The following is a 17,003-nucleotide window of genomic DNA, read 5'->3' on the forward strand; positions in this document are numbered from 1 at the left end:
GCGGCCGATGCACCCGGCCGCAACGCACCGCCGGACGCGTCCAGGCCACGGCGCCCGGTCAGCTGGAGGCGGGCGGGAGCGCGCGCTCGAGGAAGTCGAGCCGCACCTGACGGGGCAGCTTGCTGTCCAGTCCCAGGGCGGTACGGATGGGCGCCTGTACCCACTTCGCTGAGTTGCGTCTGAAACGGGAGTTTGGTGAGGGCTTGGCGGCTGTCACGCACTCACTACGCGAACCAACGCAGGCGATCTGGGGCCGCACGGAATACCAGGGGTAGCCCGCCCGGGCCCCGTGTGTCTGGGGCAAGTCGTTCGTTGGCGTAAGTGCAAGGTACTGAGCCTGCGAAGTCCGTCCCCGAGGAAGGAGCCAAGCGTGGCCGGTGACCAGATCATGACCGCCGAGCAGGCCTGGACTCTCTTCGGAGGCGTGGCCGTGGAGCGCATGCGGGTCGAGGCAGAGCGCTGGTTCGAGTTTCTGCAGGAGAGGTTCGAGGAGGTGGAACGGCGGCCGAAGTATCAGCGGATGTTGGGCGAGGCCTACGGCCGGCTGACCGTGCACCTCGACCACGGAGACATCGGGCAGGCGTTGAAGCAGCTCGATTGGATGAGGGCGGAGGCGCAGTTCTTCGCGAACCATCCGGACTTCCCCGTCGGCCCAGCCGATGGGTAGGAAGGACGTCAAGGCAGCGGAGCCGTGCATGGTCACCAGCGGCGCAGGCGGCTAAGCACGGCCTGCGCGGCAGCAGCAGCGGTGTGGGCTGCTTGGACGGCCCGCCCTTGTGCCCGGGCTCGGGTGAGGGTAGCCGCGCCCGTGGTCGTGGGACCTCGCCCAGTGGGTCATCGATACGGTCAAGCACGTCGGTTAATGGCCCGCGGTTGGGGCGAAAGTGACGTCAACGCCCGCGAGTTCATACTTCAGTGGCCTCGTGGTGACCATAAAGCAAACGCCCCGGGGCCCAAACACGGTGGGCGCCGGGGGCGTTGCGAGCAATGCAGTGTGCGTCTCACGGTGTAGCAGGATCACGCTTTGCCGGCGATTTTACTGTCCGACTATCGCCGGAGGTGACACGTCCTAGCTTTCGCTACAGCTCATACCACTCTCCGAGCCCTTCGACCGTTCCCGCTCGGACGAAATTCTCCATGACATCCCATGCGCGATCGACTCCCATCACGAAGTCACCTGTAAAGGTTCCTAGATCATCCATGACCGGGACGTCGACTTCTCCCTCCGGGGAAACAGAGCCATCCCCAACAAGAAGGGACACACTGTCCTCGGAGGTGAAGAGATGAATGACGGCGTGATCACCTAGGAAACTGAGGGTCAAATAGGGGTACAGACTATCCGGCAAATTGACTTCCAGATGGCCCCGACCGCTAGCGCGCAGTTCCCTAAAGGCGCTCACAAGGTCACGCAGTTCCGAGCGCCTCTCGGTGGAATCGAAGCGTGCCGATTGCACCGATGTCATGGACCACACAATGTCCATCTATACTTCCTGGATCCAGCTGCCGTTCAGAGGATCCATGAGTTCCCGGCACCTTGCCGCCGGGAACTCATGCCCCATCAAGGCCAACTGCGTTCTAACTTCAGGATTCTCCGGCGGGCCCGAACTCCCTCACGAAATCTTCGAGCAGTTGAAGCATGTCCCTCTCCGACCAGTAAGGTGATCCACCCCATGGGCGATATAGAGACATCCCCTCCGCGAGAAATTCAAAAACCTTGGAATCCAGGAAATGCTCGACGGTAAAATCTTCTATGGACTTCACGAAATCCATTGAGCGATCTTCACCGAGAATAAATTTGCGAGCCATTTCGAGAATCTCTTCCAGAGGGTTCACGGAATATCAAAGCTCCTCGGGATCATAGCGGTTACTATATGATTCGGGTTACTCCCGGAGACAACCACGAAAGGCTTACCCGGCAGCTGTGTTGCCCGAACCTGGATCGTATCGCGGACCGGGTCATACTTTACCTTGTTTCCATTTTTCAGGATGTAGTCGAGCGCATTCAGTGTTGTGGGAGGACGCCCCGGACCACTGCCGGCCACTCGTTCGGCTGCGTGATTGCTCAGAGTCCTGCCATCCGGCGTGACTAGGGTGGGGAGGTGAAGGTTCTCGCGTTGCCTCAACGCCCAGTTCGGGCTATAGGGAACCGGCAGGTTACCTGCCGCGCCGACAGCATCATCAGCTGCCCCCCTCAAGGCACCGGCCGCAGGAAAGAGTTCGGGGTTCCCTTCGGGAGCCTTTCCTCCGAGAGCCAGCATGGGGGCCAGCGCACCGTTGTCCCACGCCGCCTCGTAGAGACTGGAGTCGGTATCCGCTCCGGCAGCGCTCGCCCAATCGTCGTAAGTCTCCTTCGTGTCGTTAGTAGCACTGCAGGAACCTGAATCGAACCAACAGAATGGATTGCCGAGGTCACTTACCGCGCTAAGGCCGTATCCTATGCCGGCCAAATGGCCCAGGACGTTTGTAGTCCCCTTATTCTTTGGGGCCGGATCTGGCCCTTTCTTGAACTCAACACTCGCTGAGGAATGTCCTCCGTCAGTGCGGACAGTGAAGGTCATGGTGCCGCTTCCGGTACCGCCGCCTGGCGTCTGGTACGCGAAACTTTGAGTGTAGGTCTGGGTGGAGTGGTAGACCCAGGTCCCGTTGGGGCCCTTCGTCACGGAGTCGAAGTAGGTGCCGCCATTGCCATCGCTGCACCCGCGCTCGCAGTCCGTGATCGGCCGCAGGCCGCTGGGGTCAAACTTGGTGACGGGGGTGTTGTTGGAGTAGGCGTAGCCGTTGAGAGACTCGTGGTCCTCCGGGGCGAGTACCGGGTCGGCGGAGAGGAACCGCCCCGTCGCCGGGTCGTATTCACGGGCGCTGATATGGGTGAGTCCGGTGTCGGCGTCGGCTGGTTTACCCAAGAAGCCCTTGTCGTCGGGCCAGGTTGACGGCGTCGTGCCGCGCGCTTCGCCGAAGGGCTTGGTGTAGCGGCGGGTGACGGCCTGGGTGGTGGCGTCGACCGTCATGGAGGCGGTGCCGTGGTGGTCGTCGATCATCCAGGAGAGGCCGGTCTCGGTGCGGACGGCGGTGGCATCGCCGGCCGGGTAGTAGCGCTGGGCCGTGAACTTCTTGGCGGCCGTGTCGTAGTGGAGTTCCTGATCGGCCAGGTACAGGACGGTCTTGCCGGGGCCACGACGGATCAGCAGTTCGCCGTTGGCGTCGTAGACGTAGTCGCTCGTCTTGGTGCCTTCGACTAGGCGGCTCAGCTCTCCTTCGATGTCCCAGACGAGGTCCTGCGCAGTGCCGGTGGGGCCGTAGCGCTTGGTCGTGTTGCCCTGCTCGTCGTAGGTGTACGGCTTGGCAGTGCCGCCATTTACGGTGACTGAGGTCAGAGTGTGGGGCTGTCCGGTGCCGGAGGTGTTGACGGCGGGATAGGCGTAGCCGGTTTTGGTGTCACCGGTGGCCTTGTGCTCGGTCTGGGTGTCGCGCAGGCCGCCGACCTTGTAGGTCCAGCTGGTCCAGTACGGGGCCGGGCCGCCGAGGGCGGACGCCGCGCGGGCGGTGGCGCAGTCGTTGGAAGACGGGGTCCAGGCTTCGGTCAGACGGCGGTAACCGTCGTAGGCGAAGCACTGGGTGTCCTTGCCATTGGCCTGGTCGCTGATCGACTTGACATTGCCGGTGGCGTCGTAGACATAGTCGACGTCGCTGGTGTAGCCAGTGTTGGTCTGGTCGACAGTGTGATTGTTGGACAGACGGCGGGTGCCGTCCTCGTAGCGGTTGAAGATCTGGAGCTGTTTAGCGCCGGTGGAGGTACCCAGGCGCGTCTCCTCAATCTCGCCGTACGGGGAGTAGCCGATGTTCTGGACATAGTCGGTCATACCGTCGGTGCCGGTGAGCAGGCCGAGGCCGTTGTAGTAGTTGGTGACGGTCTCGGCGGGCGGGCCGGCCACCGCGGGCATCGAGGTGGACTGGACGGAACCGTCGATCTTGTAGACGGTGGAGTTGGTGAAGGTCTGCGGCGCACCGGCGGCGACCAGGGCATCGGTGGCGGCGATGACGGTCTTGGTGCCCTTGGGGCGGCCGAGTGCGTCGTAGCCGGTGACGACCTGAGAGTAGATCTTGCCGGTGGTGCCGCCGACGTACCGGATCGCGGCCGTTTGCCGCCCCTTGCCCAGAGCCAGCGAGTCGTAGGTGAACTTGGTCAGACGGTGGGTGTCGTCCTTCACTCCGTCCCAGGTGCCGGTCTTGCGGCCGAGCTCGTCGTACTCGGTGATCAGGGTGCGGGACGCGCCGTTGAGGGTTGTAGTGACGGTGAGCGGCTGGTCGGCGTCGTTGTAGGTGGTGTCGATACGGCCCTTGTCAGGGTCGATTGAGATGGTCTTGCGACCGCGCAGGTCGTAGCCGTACGTCCACACCGCCCCGTCCGGGCCGGTCAGCTTCTTGAGCTGCCCGCTGTCGGTGTACTCGTACAGAGTGCGGGTGTAGTCGCTGCCCGTCGGGGCAGGGCCGCTGTACTCGCGGCGCTCGGTGATCTGGCCCCGGGCGTCGACGACCGTTAGGGTGCCGGTGCCGCCCGCGGCTGCGGTGACGGCGGTGCGGTCGCCTTGCACGTCGGTCTTGGTACGCCACTTCTCCTGGTTGTAGACCCGGAAGACCGAGTCGGTGGCGCGGCCGGCGTCGTCGTAGACGGTTTCGATGGAGGCCGGGACGGAGCCCTGGTAGGTGTTGGCCAGGGTGCCCGACGGCACATTACTGTCGTGGACCTGAGCGTTGGTGATGTAGGCCAGGCCGCGGTCGTCGTAGAGGGTTTCCGAGATCACCCGTCCGCCGCCCGGGGCGGGAACCTGCTTCTGGCGGGACCGCAGCAGGCCGTCGAAGATCTCGTAGGAGCTGTTGTAGGTCTTGCCGTCGGCTTTGAGGGCGTCAGTGCGGACCCAGGTCTCCTTGTCGTTGTTGATGCTGTAGCCGTAGACGATATTGGCGGCGTCGCCGAGCCCGCGGGAGCGGTCCGGCTTCCAGACGGAGACCAGGCGGCCGAGCGCGTCGAAGGCCCACTCGGTGATGTTGCCGTTGGCGTCGGTGGTCTTGGTGGCCGTGCCCCAGGCCGGGTCCACCTCGGTGGTAGCTGTGTGGAGTTGGGGGGACGGAGAGGTGACGGTCTTTGACGCCAGCGGGCCATAGCCGGCGTCGTCGGGGACGTAGGTCGTCTTGACGGTTTGATTGAGAGCGGTGGTCTCCGTGAGCGGGCGTCCCAGCTTGTCGTAGGTGGAGCCGGAGACCTTCTGGTAGACGGGCTTCTTGTCCGCGTCGTAGCTGGAGACCCGGTAGGAGGCAGTGATCTCGCCCTTGGTGGGCGCCAACCCGACCGCCTGGCTGTCATAGGCCGTGGTGACGTCGGAGACGGCGTCGTCAGGGATCACTAGGGTGGCCGCACACGTGGTGCTGTAGGTCTCGGTGCGCGAGACCGTGTTCACCATCCAGGCGGAAGTGTTGCGGGCGTAGCTGGTCTTCACGCACGACTCGTCGCCGGTCTTGGCGGTGTCGCCGCTGTCCTCGAAGGTGATCGGCATGCCGTACGTGGTGTCGTACGCGGTCTTCTGCTTGACCGTGCGGGTACCGGTGGAGGTCTTGGTGCGAGTGGCGGCCTCGCTGGCCTGGACGATCCAGGAGTCGGTGGTTCCCCAGCTGTAGACGTGGCTGCCGGTCTTGTGGGACCAGGGAGTGTTGATAGTGCCGCTGAGTTCTTCGGAACCGTTGTAGACGATGGTCTCGCGGACGAAGCCGGCGTACTGGCGGGAATCGTCGAGGGCGGTGCCGGCGGAGTCGGTGACCTTCTCCACGCGGGCGGTTCCGTCGAGTTCCTTCTCGGCATTCAGGCCGCGCATGTAGAGCGTGGACTTCTTGGAGCGCGGTCCCTCGGAGTCGCCGGAGGTCTCCACGACCTTGCCGTAGCCGCGCCACTGCGACCAGGTGCGGTTGGAGGCCTTGGTCAGGCCCTCGTCATCGGCGTAGGCCCAGCCTGCGCCGCCCTGGTAGTCGTAGTACTTCTCGTTGGTGTCACCGTGGCCGTAGGGGTCGTCCTGGAAGACGGAGGTGACCACGTACTTGTGGAACCAGTCGGTGACCGGGGCCGCCCCGGACTGGGACCACTTGACTGGGAAGCAACGCCGGGTGTTCTTGTCGATGGCCGCCGGCATGCTGGTGCCCCAGATGCAGTCCGGGTCGGAGTAGTTGACCGTGATGGTCGAGCCGGTCTCGGACTTGATTTCGCGCACGCGCCACTTGATGTAGCGCAGGGTGTCTGGGGTGCTGCCCTCGACGTGGTTGGACAGCTGGATGCCGTCGAAGACGACCGGGGGCATGGCGGCTGCGGTGGTGTTGGCCTTGCCGGTGTTCTGGATGGACTTCAGCCACAGGCTCGGTGAGGAGGCGTCACCGGTGTCGGGGAAGTTCTGGTCGAGGTGCCAGGTGTCCACGTCTCGCTGGGTGGTGCCGGTGCCGGACCAGATGGAGGTGGTGATGTCGGTGAGGCGTTTGCGGGTGAAGAAGGCGGGGCCGATCTGGGTGGTGCACTTGGTGCCGGATGCGCAGATCATGTCGAAGGGCACGTCGGGCCAGTTGGCCTTGGTGTCCGTGGTCAGGCTGGAGCAGCCGCCGGAGACGACGCAGCGTTCGGCGTAGGTGAAGCGGACCTGCTGGGCGGCGGGCTTGTTGTAGAGCAGGTCGCTGCGCAGGCCGTAGTCGATGCGGTTGAGGTAGCCGCCGCGGGTGTAGCCGGTGCCGTTGACGGTGGTGTCGGCATTCTTGGAGTAGTAGTTGGTCTCCTTGGCGTACCAGTACGTGGAGGCGTTGCCGTGGGGGTCGACGACGTAGTCCAGGTTCCAGCGCCAGGCCTGGTTGCAGAAGGAGTCGGCGAAGCCGGTGGACTTGTAGCAGGGCTCGCCGGAGTCGTCGCCGAAGACGGGGACGGTCCATACGGAGTTGGTGGTCGGGTCGTCGTCGGCGGTGTCGGTGGTGCCTTTGTCGCTCCAGCCGGGCAGGCGGTGCTTGCCGAAGACGTACTGGATGCCGGAGGCGTCCGTGACCTTCCAGTACTCGGTGTTGTCGTCGCCGTTGCCGGTGGCGCCGGTCAGGTGCTCGACGCGGGTGCCGTCTTCGTTCTTCAGCTTCCAGGTGCCACCTGATGCCTGAGACTGGGCGGCGGTGTCGCAGGCGGCCTTGTCGGTGCAAGTGTTGACGAGTTCGACGGCCTTGCCGTTGAGGACCAGGGTGGCGTTGGCGTACTTCCAGCACTGGTCGCCCTTGCCGGACTGGCCGTCGTCCTTGCAGGAGCCGTATTTGCGCTCGATGTAGGACTCGGTGATCGAGAAGCCCTCGCCGATCACCGAAGTCTGGTTGTTCTCCCCGGCCGTGCGGCCGTCCACCGAGGCGGAGTTGTAGGAGATGGACAGGCTCGGGGACGGGCCTGCCGTCGCTGGGGGAACCCGCAGCGGGTAGTTCCAGGTGAAGTCACCCGTGCTGCCGCCGGCCTCCCAGGTCGCGGTCGGGGACAGCGGGGTGGCGCTGTAGTCGCTGCCGCCGCCCGAGCTGTCGGCCGCCGCCGCGAGCAGCATCGGGGTGCCGGCCGTCAGGGTGCGGGCGGAGACGGTGCCCGTCAGGGTCTGGGACCCCGCGTCGTTGTCCGCGCCCGCCACGGGGCGCTGGGTGCGGCAGGACTTCTTCTGCGGTGTGGTCAGCGCACACGCTGGGAGGGTCACCAGGCGCAGGCGGGGGCCGAAGTTGCCGCCGTAGACGTCGTTGAACGAGGAGTAGTCCAGGGAGACGCGGAGCTTGTCGGTGTCACCGGCGGCGTTTTTGGATGCGGATTTCGCCGGGTCGACGGTGAGCAGGACGCCGTTGACGCCGGCCTTCTTCGCGGCCGACTGGGGATGGACGCTGAGCGCCACCTTTTCGGCCGGGCCGGTGGCCTTGGGCGCTGTCTTGCTCTCCGCCGGTTTGGGTGCCGGGGCGGCGGGCTGCTGGGCCAGCTTCAGGCCGAGCCCGCCGACGGTGACTGCGGCCCCGCCGGTCGCCGGAACTTCGGCGGTGGCTTTCCCGGCCGTCGGCCACGCGGCTTTCTTCAGCCGCTCACGGGTCTTGCGGGCGGAGGTGGCGGCCTTGTCCTTCGGGGCCTTGGACGTGCCGGGCTTAAATACGCCTACCTTGTCGATCTTCGCGTCGGGCCGGTCCTCCAGCGGCTTGCGGGCAGCCGGGGACTGGGCCTGGGCGGCGAAGTCGTAGCCCGAGGGCACCCCGACTTGCGGTAGGACGGAGAGGGAGACGACAAGTGCGCCACGGCCGAGCCAGCGGCGTATGACCGCCCCTGGCAGGCGTGAGCGGAAGGGGGATGAAGACACGGTGATTTCCCGGTTCTCGGATATGGGCAGGAGGCGCTCGGGCGGCGTCGGCGCCCGAGAACGCTGGATGTCGTCGGCATGTCCGCGGAGACGCCGACGAGTGTGTTTCGAGCAGAGAGGAAGAGCGGGACAGGACGGGCAACAGGGCCCGCCCTGTCCCGCCCCGCTTCTACTGCTGCTCGGTGTTGCGCCGGTTGGCGATCGTGTCGGTGGAGGTGGCTCCGGCCCAGACGCGGACGCTGTCGATCTTGCCGGGGAAGTAGCGCGCGGCAGCGCCATTGATCTTCGCCCGGCCGACCTCGAACGCTCCGCCGCCCTGCCAGGGGGCCGAGTACGGCACGCCGTCCTCGTCGCCCATCAGAGCGCTGTCCACGTAGAGCTTGAGCCCGCCGAGCTTGGACGTGTCGTCGGGGTCGGCTGCCGCCTGGGCGTCGTAGACGACCGTCAGCATGACCGGGACGCCCAGCTGAGCCGTGGTGAAGGCGGTGGACTCATTCTCAGTCCAGACCGCTCCGGTGCCGTCCTTGTCGGGACGGCCGAATGTCCACCGTCCCTGGGTGCTGCCGGCCGGCTGCTCGTACCAGACGCCCCAGGAGGACTGACTCGTCCCCGACTGGCCGAACACCTGAACCGCATACGACTTGCTGGTGTCGGCGAGCTTGGCGGGGTCCAGCGTCACCCAGGCGGTCGCGGTGAACGAGCCGGAGTCGTCGACGACCGGACCGGTGGCGGTGGCATACGCGCTGGTGCCGTTCAGGGTCATCGTCTGCGTGGTGGTGACCTCTTCGCCGATGTCCGGGTCGCCGGTGGTGAACTGGGCGAGAGCGGCCCCGTTGAGGGTGAGGTTCCGGCCGAAGCCGCTGGTGTCCTTGACCGTGGTGCCGGTGGCGTTGGCCATGTCCGTGGCGTCCCACTTGGCGACGAGCGCCGGGACCGGGTCGCCGGCGGTTCCGTCGCTGATGTCCTCGTCCTCCAGCCAGGCCTCGTGGGCGACTTCGGTGTCCGCGAGCGCACGGGACCAGACCTGCACCTCGTCGATGGTTCCGGCGAAGTACTCCTTGCCGGTCGCGGCGTGCCACAGCCGTCCGACCTGCAGACCTCCGGACGCCTTCCACGGGGTGGCGGTGAACGGCACCGGAGCGCCCTGCGGGGAGCCGTTGACGTAGAGCTGAAGACTCTGCGCCGCGGCGTCGTAGACGCCCGCCAGGTGAGTCCAGGCGTTCAGGACCGGCGGCTTGGTGCCGATCGAGCGGACGATAACCGGACTGACGACGTCCGTCTCGTGGCGGTTGAAGACCCAGGCGTTGGCGCCCGTGGAGTAGTACAGCTGGAACCCGGAGGCGTTCGTTCCGGGCTGGGACAGGACGGTGTAGTTGACGTCCTTCTTCGTCAGACGTGCCCAGGCCGAGACGGTGAAGGACTTGGTGGTGTCCAGGACCGCACCGGAGGTGGAGAGGGAGGCGCTCGTGCCGTTGAGCTTTGCCGCGCCGGAGCCGTTGCGGGACAGGGTGTCCCAGGTGGCCCCGGAGGAAGTCAGCGGGTGCTGGGTGGCGGTGGTGGAGTCGGTGAGGGCGTTGTCCAGGTGCCAGATCCCCGAGGGTTTCTCGGCGCCCTTGACCAGGAAGCTGTAGTAGCCGGTGAGCGAGCTGTGACTGGCCGCGTCGTAGCCCCAGACCTGGATGGTGTTCTCACCGGCCTGGTTCGGCGTGATCGTCTGGGTGGTGGCCGTGCCCTTGGCGACGGTGATCGGAGGGGAGACTACTCCGCTGTTCAGCTTCCATTTGTAGCTGACGACGTCCGACTGGATGCCGGCCGTGGTCGGGTTGGTGTCCGCGGGGGTGAAGGTGAACCTGCCTGGCGTGCCCACGCCGCCCGCGGCCGGGTCCGTCTCGGCCGGCTTGTAGACGCCGTCCGCGCTGGACACAACAGGAGGCGGCGGCGAGTCGGTGTCGACCCGGAAGTAGCACCAGGACGACCAGGACGAGTCCAGGACACCTGTGGCGCCACGGTCCGTCATGTAGTACGCCTGCGTTTTGACCCGCATCCGGTAGTCCGTCTGCACCGGCAACGCGCTGGTGGACGCGTCGCGGACGGCGTTATCGGCCACCCAGGCGCCGTCCGGGGAAGCCGTGGACCAGGCGCGGCTGGAGCCGTCGGCCTTCCACACCTCGAACATGGCGCGCAGCTGGGAGCTGGAGCCATCGGCCGACTGCACCGCGGCCAGCATCTTCGGCGTGGTGTCGCTGGTGGCGAAGGGCAGCGTGGAAGCGTTGCATGCCCGCCCGGTGGTGCCCTGCTGGACGCCGTACGAGGTCGGCTTACCTGGGTAGGAGACGTAGGTCACCGACAGCTTCGCGTCGTTGCGGAACCGCGCCCAGGCGCCCGCGTCGGACTCGTCGTGCGCGGTCAGCGAAAAGGTGATCTGCGCCGCCTTGCTCGCGGCATGGGAGGCGAGGGTTGTCGTCAGGTTCTCGTTCGTCTCCTCGCCCACGTTGTCGCTGAAGCGCACCCAGTTCGCCGGCTGCGACGGGCTGCACAGGGTGCCCCGCCCGTATGCCACGTTCCGGTCGCCCATCAGGTCATCCGCGGTGGGGCGGGTCGACCAGGTGGTGCTGGAGGAAATGCCCTTGTTCACGTGGCTGAGGTCGTACCAGTGCGGATCGCAGGAGAACGTCCACAGCTGGTACACCTCCATCGTCGCGTCCAGGATCTTCTTGCCGTGGATCGACGAGAGCGGGTACTCGAAGTACATACGCTGGGTGTACGGGGTGTTGGCGCAGAGGTAGCCGGCGTAGTTGGAGCAACGCCCTACGCCCTTGTCACCGTCGAACTCCCAGTACTTGGTGCCGTTGGAGGCCAGGGCCGTCCAGTCGCCCAGCGCGATGCCCTTGGTCGGCGGGTCGATGTAGAGCGGGAAAACGGTGTCCTCGCCGTGGAGCAGGGCCGGATCAGGCGTGATCTCCAGGGTGGTGTCGGTGACCTTGAGCGGAAGCTCGGCCGCCGCGTCACCGCTGCCGGGACCCTCCGAAGGGGCCGGCTCGCCGCCGGCGGCGGGAAGCGGGGCCGCCTCCGGCTCGTCCACGCTCTCCGCCTCTGTTGAAGAAGCAGCAGTGCGGGCGAGTTGCGTGGTGACGCCGGCCGTGTCGGTGGCCGGGTTGTCACCAGCCGAGTCCCACATCCGCCCCGCCGGGGTCTCGAAGACCGGGGTCCCCTCGCCGTCGCGCGCGACAAAACCGCCGTCGGCCGTCGGGGAGACGTTCAGGCCGCTGCCGGAGACGGTCATTTTGATCGTCGCAAGTGCCGGATTCTTTGCCGCCGCTGCAGTCTTGACCACGAGCACCGAGGTGTAGCCGGAGGTCAGCGCGGTCAGTTTCAGATCGACGTCCGGAAGAACTCCAGGGTAGGTGGCGGTGTCGCCGTCGAGCTGGGGCTCGGGCAGAGTGGTGGGCCAGCCGAGCTGCAGCTCGCGCCCCTCGTCCTCCAGCGTGACCAGTCCGTCCCCGCTGCCGCCACCCGAGAAGGCGAGATCGGCCGTCGTATTCTTCGCCCGTACTGAGCCGTCGCCCTCGCGCACGAGGGTGGTGTCGATAGGGGCCCAAGTGCCGTCGTCCTTCCGGGCACGGACCGGAGCCGCGTTCATCTCCTGCGTGAAGGTGCCGTCTGGGTTGGCGAACACTTGGGACGACTCGGTGGTCGAAGCGTCCACGGCCACCCGCTCACCCGTCTCTGATGCAAGAGCACTCGACTCCGACTCCGGCGTACTGTCAGCCGCTACTGCGGCCGCCCCGTCATCAGCGAGGGCTGGAGTCGCTCCAGCCCCGACCACCGCACCCCCCAGGAGCGCGACGGCTACCGCCCAACTCCCCATCGCATGACGCCAACCGTGCCGTGTTTGCGTAAACACGCCCCCACCGGTCCTCCCCTTAGAATTTCTTTACATGAAGCTGTGAGGATCACGTGACGGTTGATCATGTTGGTCAATGGTGTCGCACATCACATTGACTCCTTGGCGCGCTCCCAACAGCCCTGCCGATGGATTGAGTTACCGAGGGCGCCAGTGGTCAGGACGAGCGAAGGACACGCCATGCCGCAGCGCGTTCTAGCAGGAATGAAGCTATGTGCCTGCCCAGAGTGCGATGCTCAGACCGCGTTTGAGACCTGACATGGGACGATCGGTCAGTGACTCGACTCGTGAACCGTGACCGCTCCCTTGAGGAGCTTGAGCGCGACAGTTGGTCGGTCCCGTCGGGCGGTGAAACCCGGCTGATGGCGACTGTGCGCGAGCTTCGGCGCAAGCCGATCGGCGGCCTGACGGTTGAGGATATGCGGCTATTGATCAGGCAAGATGTGAGCCTTGCCTGTCTCCTGCCCCTGGCGGTGGAGGTCCTCCGGATCGACCCACTGGCGGAAGGCGACATGTACGAGGGCGATCTGCTGGCCGCCGTGCTCACCAGAAGTGCGGAGGTCTGGAGCGAGTCCCCCGAACTCGAGCGGGATGTCCGCCTGATCGTCTCGGAGTTGGCCGACGTGCCGCCTGCCCTGAATCGTGAGGTTGAGGGGTTTTTGGCTCTGTAGCTCGCCGACAGCGGCTACCGCGGCGAGGGGCCGGGGCAGTGAAGACTGCCCGAGGAGGTGAGGGGGATGCGAGAGAGCTACCTCGGGCGCGTGCTGGACATGATTGGTGAGCCGCCGGGGCGGTACAGGGATCCCGCCGCGTGGAGTCGACTCGAGAACGATCTCGGCGTGATCCTGCCGACGGACTTCAAGGAGATCGTCGTCGACTGTTACGCCCCTGTTCTGATCAACGGTCACCTGTCCCTGAAGCATCCGGCGACCGGACGTTGGAATCTGGGCGAGTGGATTCGCAGTACCGCCGACGTCTGGTCGCAGATCGAGTGGGACGAAGGGGAGCCTGAGGGGGACCCACGCGTCTCACTTCGCGTTCCTGATCTCGTATTCGGTACTCCCGACGGTATGATCCCGACACCTCAACCGACCGTGGAGAAGTGATCTTCTATGCGCCCCGGGAGCGCTGGGAACGGGGTCACTCTTCATCGAGAACGGCGAGGGCGAATTCTTCGAGTACTCGTTCTCGTTCGCGGAGTGGCTTTACCTCTGGCTCACCGGCGAGGAGGTCACGGGCCCTGGCGGTTCCGCCTTCCATCCGGGCCCGGTGGTCCTCGAAGACCTACCCATGACACCGGACGAGCAGCCCGAGAAGCGGTACGGACCGCCCCGTGGAATGTGAGGAATACCTTGATGTCCAGAGAAGTCTGGAGCATGCGGCCCGCCCGGCTGTGGCCGGCCCTGGTTCTGGCGGCCTTGTGGACGGTCAGTTGTTCGGCCGGTGCCGAGACCGGCACCGCCGTGCCGACAGGCCTCGCATCCCCCACGGCGGACACGGTGAGCACCGGAAGCGGCACACCATCACCGACGGCTTCGGCCTCACGACGGGCGTCCGTCACGCCGACCCCCAAGAAGACTCCGACCGCCCGCCGGACGACTCCCTCCCCTACGACGGTCAGGACCAGCGGATCCACCCGCTCCGGCGGTTCCGTCACCATGCCCCAGAACCCCAACCGCGGCTCGACAGCGCCGCCCGCGCCACCGCGCCCGTCCCCCACACCGGAGTGGAGCTCGGGTGCCTGGCAGCCGGGTGACCCGGTCGAGACGACGGCTCCGGCGACCGAGAGCTGAATACACGGGGCTGGTGCCCACGTCGTGCCCGAACCTCTCCGAGTGGGCCCCAAATGAAGCGCTACGACGATCCGATCGACTTCATCGACATCTGCTGGTTCAGCGCCAGTTGAGTACACAGGCGTTGGGCACGTAGACGATGAGCCCTCGCGGGATACTCCGCGAGGGCCTCCGGCCGACAGAAGGTGACAGCACCGGCTAGACCGGTTCTTGCCGCTGGTGTGTCCCAGTACCTGCGGGAAGCCGACCGGATCTACATCGCCGACCGGCTCTTGAGCTCGAGCACCCCCGCACCGCCACCCGCCACGACGTGGGCCGCATTCTTGCTACCGGCGAGGCATACAGTCGCCCCTCCCACCACACGGCGGCAGTGCTGCTCGGAGGCCGGCGGGCAGCCATTCGGCCGGGTCCTGATCGGATTTCGACAACCCGGCATACATGGCGGCGGCGTGCGGGCCCTGGCAGGGGGCTGGCACGCCGCCGGCTTGCTACTGATGTGGGGTCACCAGTCGCCGTGCTGCGGTGGGTCAGCGGCGGGCGCTGCCGCGGTGGTGGCGGTCGTTGCCCCAGGATTCGTCGTCGATGAAGCGGTCGCGGTCGTTGCGCAGGGTGGCGGTGTCGGAGCGGTTGTCCCACACGTAGTGGCGGCGGTCCTGGTAGAGGTCGGTGTCGGTGTCGCGGCCCTCGCCGGTGTGGATCCGGACCGTGGCGCGGCCGTCCAGGCGGTAGTGGTGGAAGGTGTAGGTGTGGCCGTCCTCGTCCTGCAGGGTCCAGCCGTCGAGGTTGACCGCGCGACGCGTGTTGTTGGTGAGTTCCACCCACTCCTTGTTCAGCGAGCGCCGGGAGCGGTCGTCGCGTCCCGGTGAGTCGTACTGCACGCTGGTGATCTCCACCTTGGGGTGGTGGGGCCGGGCGTGGTCGGCCGCCGACGCCGGCAGCGCCACCGCTCCGATGACGGCGGCGGATGCGAGAGCGGCGGCGGACAGGCGACGGGCGGTCACAGCTGAAGAAGTCACAAAGGCCCCTGTGTGTACGGGCACCAGCACGTCCTGAAGCCCGGTAAAGGCCAGAGGGACGTACGGGTACGGGGTGCGGGTGGCGGCCAACCGGCCGCGCTCTCAGACCATGGCTGCTGTGTGCAGATGGTGAACGAGACACGTGCACTCAGTTACAAATCATCCACATTGCGGTTACTCTCGCCTGCAGTGTCCATTCATGCGTCGAATGAACCAGGTTGACTCCCCGCCAGGCCGTTGATCCGTGCGGACACTGACCCGGCACCTCTGACCGCCAGGCTGCGCCACCCCGTCCACCGCCAGATCATCACCCGAAAGTGGGTTACAAGCAGCACCGTGGGCCACCGGGCTGAGCAACGCCTCCGTTGTGCGACCCTCAGCCGCCTCCGCTACACCCTGGTCGACGAAGTCCCGAACGAACACTGAGGTCTCGGGCACCGTAACGTCCCTCGTCCGCGACTCGCTGTGCCACCACCGCTTCAGCTCAAAGCGTGCGCGTTCCGGGCGAGTTCCACGTGCCCGCATCCGGCGTCGGTCTGGTGACCGCGGGCCTGGTCTCCGGGCCGCCGGCGCTTTCCTGCGCCGGCGAGGCTAGGCCCGCCCCCGAACCCGCCGGGCACGCATCCGCCGTCGGCTACAACATGGACGCCGGCGCCGGCTGACTCACGGTGCGCCCGGAGCCCAACGGCCTCAGACCGTAAGGCCGTCCGCCCCTGCGCTCCCTGTGCCCGGGCCCGCGCTCCGTCTCGGAACTGGCCGGCGTTGCCCAGCGGCACCTTGATGGTTCGACTGCTTCAATTTTCACCAACTACGTGGCCGATTACGGTAGTTGAACATGGCCGGAACCTTTGGCCCTAGCTGTGACTTGCATCACCCGTTCAGGCTAGAGTGACCGCGCCATGTCACAGAGTGACGGTCATCGCGGCAGGTCAGGCACGCATGCACAGATTTCACTTGGTCACTGTGCGCCACATGTGACACCCAGACCGTGACATTGGTCGGCGCTTGCATGCGTGTTCGGAGCTTTCGGCCGGTTGAGTGAATGCTCCCGGCGCACGCCGGGATCCCATCTCCTCAACGAAGAGGATTCATGTACGAAGACGTCCGCGCGGACGACGGCCGTGGTCCCGTTACCCAGGCCCCGCTCCCGCTGCCGCTGGACTTTGAGGCCCACTACGTCATGAACCAGGAGGCATGGCACGGGTACGCGCTGCACTTCCTCCGCACCAACGACGCTGCGGAGCGTGCGGTTCACCGGGCGTTCCTGGAAATCCTGCGGCACTGGGACGCCCTGCTCGGGGAACCGAATCTGCAACAGCTGACGTGGGCCATCGTGCGCCGCGTCGTCATCGATGAGCGGCTCGGTGACCTGCGCGAGGAACTCGCCGCGATGGACAGCGGCATCGGCCTTTACCCGGCCCTCGGCAAGCTCCCTCAGCGCCAGTTCGACGTGGTTGTCCTTCGCTACATCCTCAACTACAGCACGAAGCGCGTCAGCTGGTACCTGGGCATCACCCCGAGCACCGTCGACTACCACTGCCGCAAGGCCCGCGAACGGCTCGCGCCCGTCTACCACCACCGGTACGGGACGAAGCAGGAGGACACCAAGTGACCACCACATGGCACCAGAGGCTGGCCGAAGCCGACCTGTCAGTCCGAGAAGCCCGCCGCCCCTTCGACGTTGCTGCCGGCCTGCGCCGCCTGGCCGAGGAAGCCGGCTACGTCCAGCCGACCTCAGAGCCGAGCAGCTCGCGCGCCCGTCACCAGCTCGACCTGATCGCCCGCTGGACGGTCACCGAGGCCGGCGCCGCCGACCACGTCGAAGAGCTGGCTGCACTGATCGGCGACGACGGCACCGGCGAGCTCACACCGGACGCTTTCACCGGATGGACCACGGTCGACATCCACGGCG

General features: G+C 66.3%; 11 protein-coding genes and 1 pseudogene. 7 read left to right on the forward strand and 5 right to left on the reverse strand.

The features are described 5' to 3' along the window. Positions 1-370: 370 nt before the first annotated feature. The gene (locus ACFWWR_RS46110) at positions 371-667 is read left to right on the forward strand and encodes a hypothetical protein (protein ID WP_383878157.1); all 297 of its coding nucleotides are present in this window, start codon (positions 371-373) and stop codon (positions 665-667) included. A gap of 412 nt (positions 668-1,079) precedes the next feature. Here the strand turns inward: ACFWWR_RS46110 and ACFWWR_RS46115 are convergent, their stop codons facing one another. The 4 genes from ACFWWR_RS46115 to ACFWWR_RS46130 all read right to left on the reverse strand — a co-directional run bounded on the left by ACFWWR_RS46115 (position 1,080) and on the right by ACFWWR_RS46130 (position 12,090). Continuing rightward, entirely contained in the window at positions 1,080-1,481 is a 402-nt protein-coding gene (locus ACFWWR_RS46115; RefSeq protein WP_383878159.1) for a hypothetical protein, read from the reverse strand. Between the two features lie 100 nt (positions 1,482-1,581). Then, positions 1,582-1,833, reverse strand: coding sequence for a hypothetical protein (locus ACFWWR_RS46120; protein ID WP_383878161.1), 252 nt, complete (start codon positions 1,831-1,833; stop codon positions 1,582-1,584). Then, complete coding sequence (locus tag ACFWWR_RS46125) at positions 1,830-8,378, reverse strand: RHS repeat-associated core domain-containing protein (protein WP_384310331.1); 6,549 nt, start codon at positions 8,376-8,378, stop codon at positions 1,830-1,832. Before ACFWWR_RS46125 ends, ACFWWR_RS46120 begins: the two co-directional genes overlap by 4 nt. A 169-nt stretch (positions 8,379-8,547) precedes the next feature. Further along, complete coding sequence (locus ACFWWR_RS46130) at positions 8,548-12,090, reverse strand: LamG-like jellyroll fold domain-containing protein (protein ID WP_384310333.1); 3,543 nt, start codon at positions 12,088-12,090, stop codon at positions 8,548-8,550. A gap of 479 nt (positions 12,091-12,569) precedes the next feature. Here ACFWWR_RS46130 and ACFWWR_RS46135 point away from each other — a divergent pair, with 479 nt between their 5' ends. The 3 genes from ACFWWR_RS46135 to ACFWWR_RS46145 all read left to right on the forward strand — a co-directional run bounded on the left by ACFWWR_RS46135 (position 12,570) and on the right by ACFWWR_RS46145 (position 14,075). Continuing rightward, on the forward strand, positions 12,570-12,953 hold the full coding sequence (locus ACFWWR_RS46135) for a contact-dependent growth inhibition system immunity protein (protein ID WP_384310336.1): 384 nt from the start codon (positions 12,570-12,572) through the stop codon (positions 12,951-12,953). A 66-nt stretch (positions 12,954-13,019) separates the two neighbouring features. Then, complete coding sequence (locus ACFWWR_RS46140) at positions 13,020-13,388, forward strand: hypothetical protein (protein ID WP_384310338.1); 369 nt, start codon at positions 13,020-13,022, stop codon at positions 13,386-13,388. Between the two features lie 249 nt (positions 13,389-13,637). Then, on the forward strand, positions 13,638-14,075 hold the full coding sequence (locus tag ACFWWR_RS46145; protein ID WP_384310341.1) for a hypothetical protein: 438 nt from the start codon (positions 13,638-13,640) through the stop codon (positions 14,073-14,075). A 527-nt stretch (positions 14,076-14,602) separates the two neighbouring features. Here ACFWWR_RS46145 and ACFWWR_RS46150 read toward each other — a convergent pair. Further along, entirely contained in the window at positions 14,603-15,091 is a 489-nt protein-coding gene (locus ACFWWR_RS46150; protein ID WP_383878433.1) for a lamin tail domain-containing protein, read from the reverse strand. A 491-nt stretch (positions 15,092-15,582) separates the two neighbouring features. Here ACFWWR_RS46150 and ACFWWR_RS46155 point away from each other — a divergent pair, with 491 nt between their 5' ends. The 3 genes and pseudogenes from ACFWWR_RS46155 to ACFWWR_RS46165 form a co-directional block, all read left to right on the forward strand. Continuing rightward, positions 15,583-15,753, forward strand: a complete 171-nt coding sequence (locus ACFWWR_RS46155; RefSeq protein ID WP_383878431.1) for a hypothetical protein — start codon at positions 15,583-15,585, stop codon at positions 15,751-15,753. Positions 15,754-16,181: 428 nt separating this feature from the next. Continuing rightward, entirely contained in the window at positions 16,182-16,703 is a 522-nt protein-coding gene (locus tag ACFWWR_RS46160; RefSeq protein WP_383878429.1) for an RNA polymerase sigma factor, read from the forward strand. After that, positions 16,700-17,003 (forward strand): annotated as a pseudogene (locus tag ACFWWR_RS46165) (hypothetical protein); the annotation flags it as partial. The gene ACFWWR_RS46160 and the pseudogene ACFWWR_RS46165, both read left to right, overlap by 4 nt.

This window comes from Streptomyces sp. NPDC058678, from assembly GCF_042714835.1.
Taxonomy (GTDB): domain Bacteria; phylum Actinomycetota; class Actinomycetes; order Streptomycetales; family Streptomycetaceae; genus Streptomyces.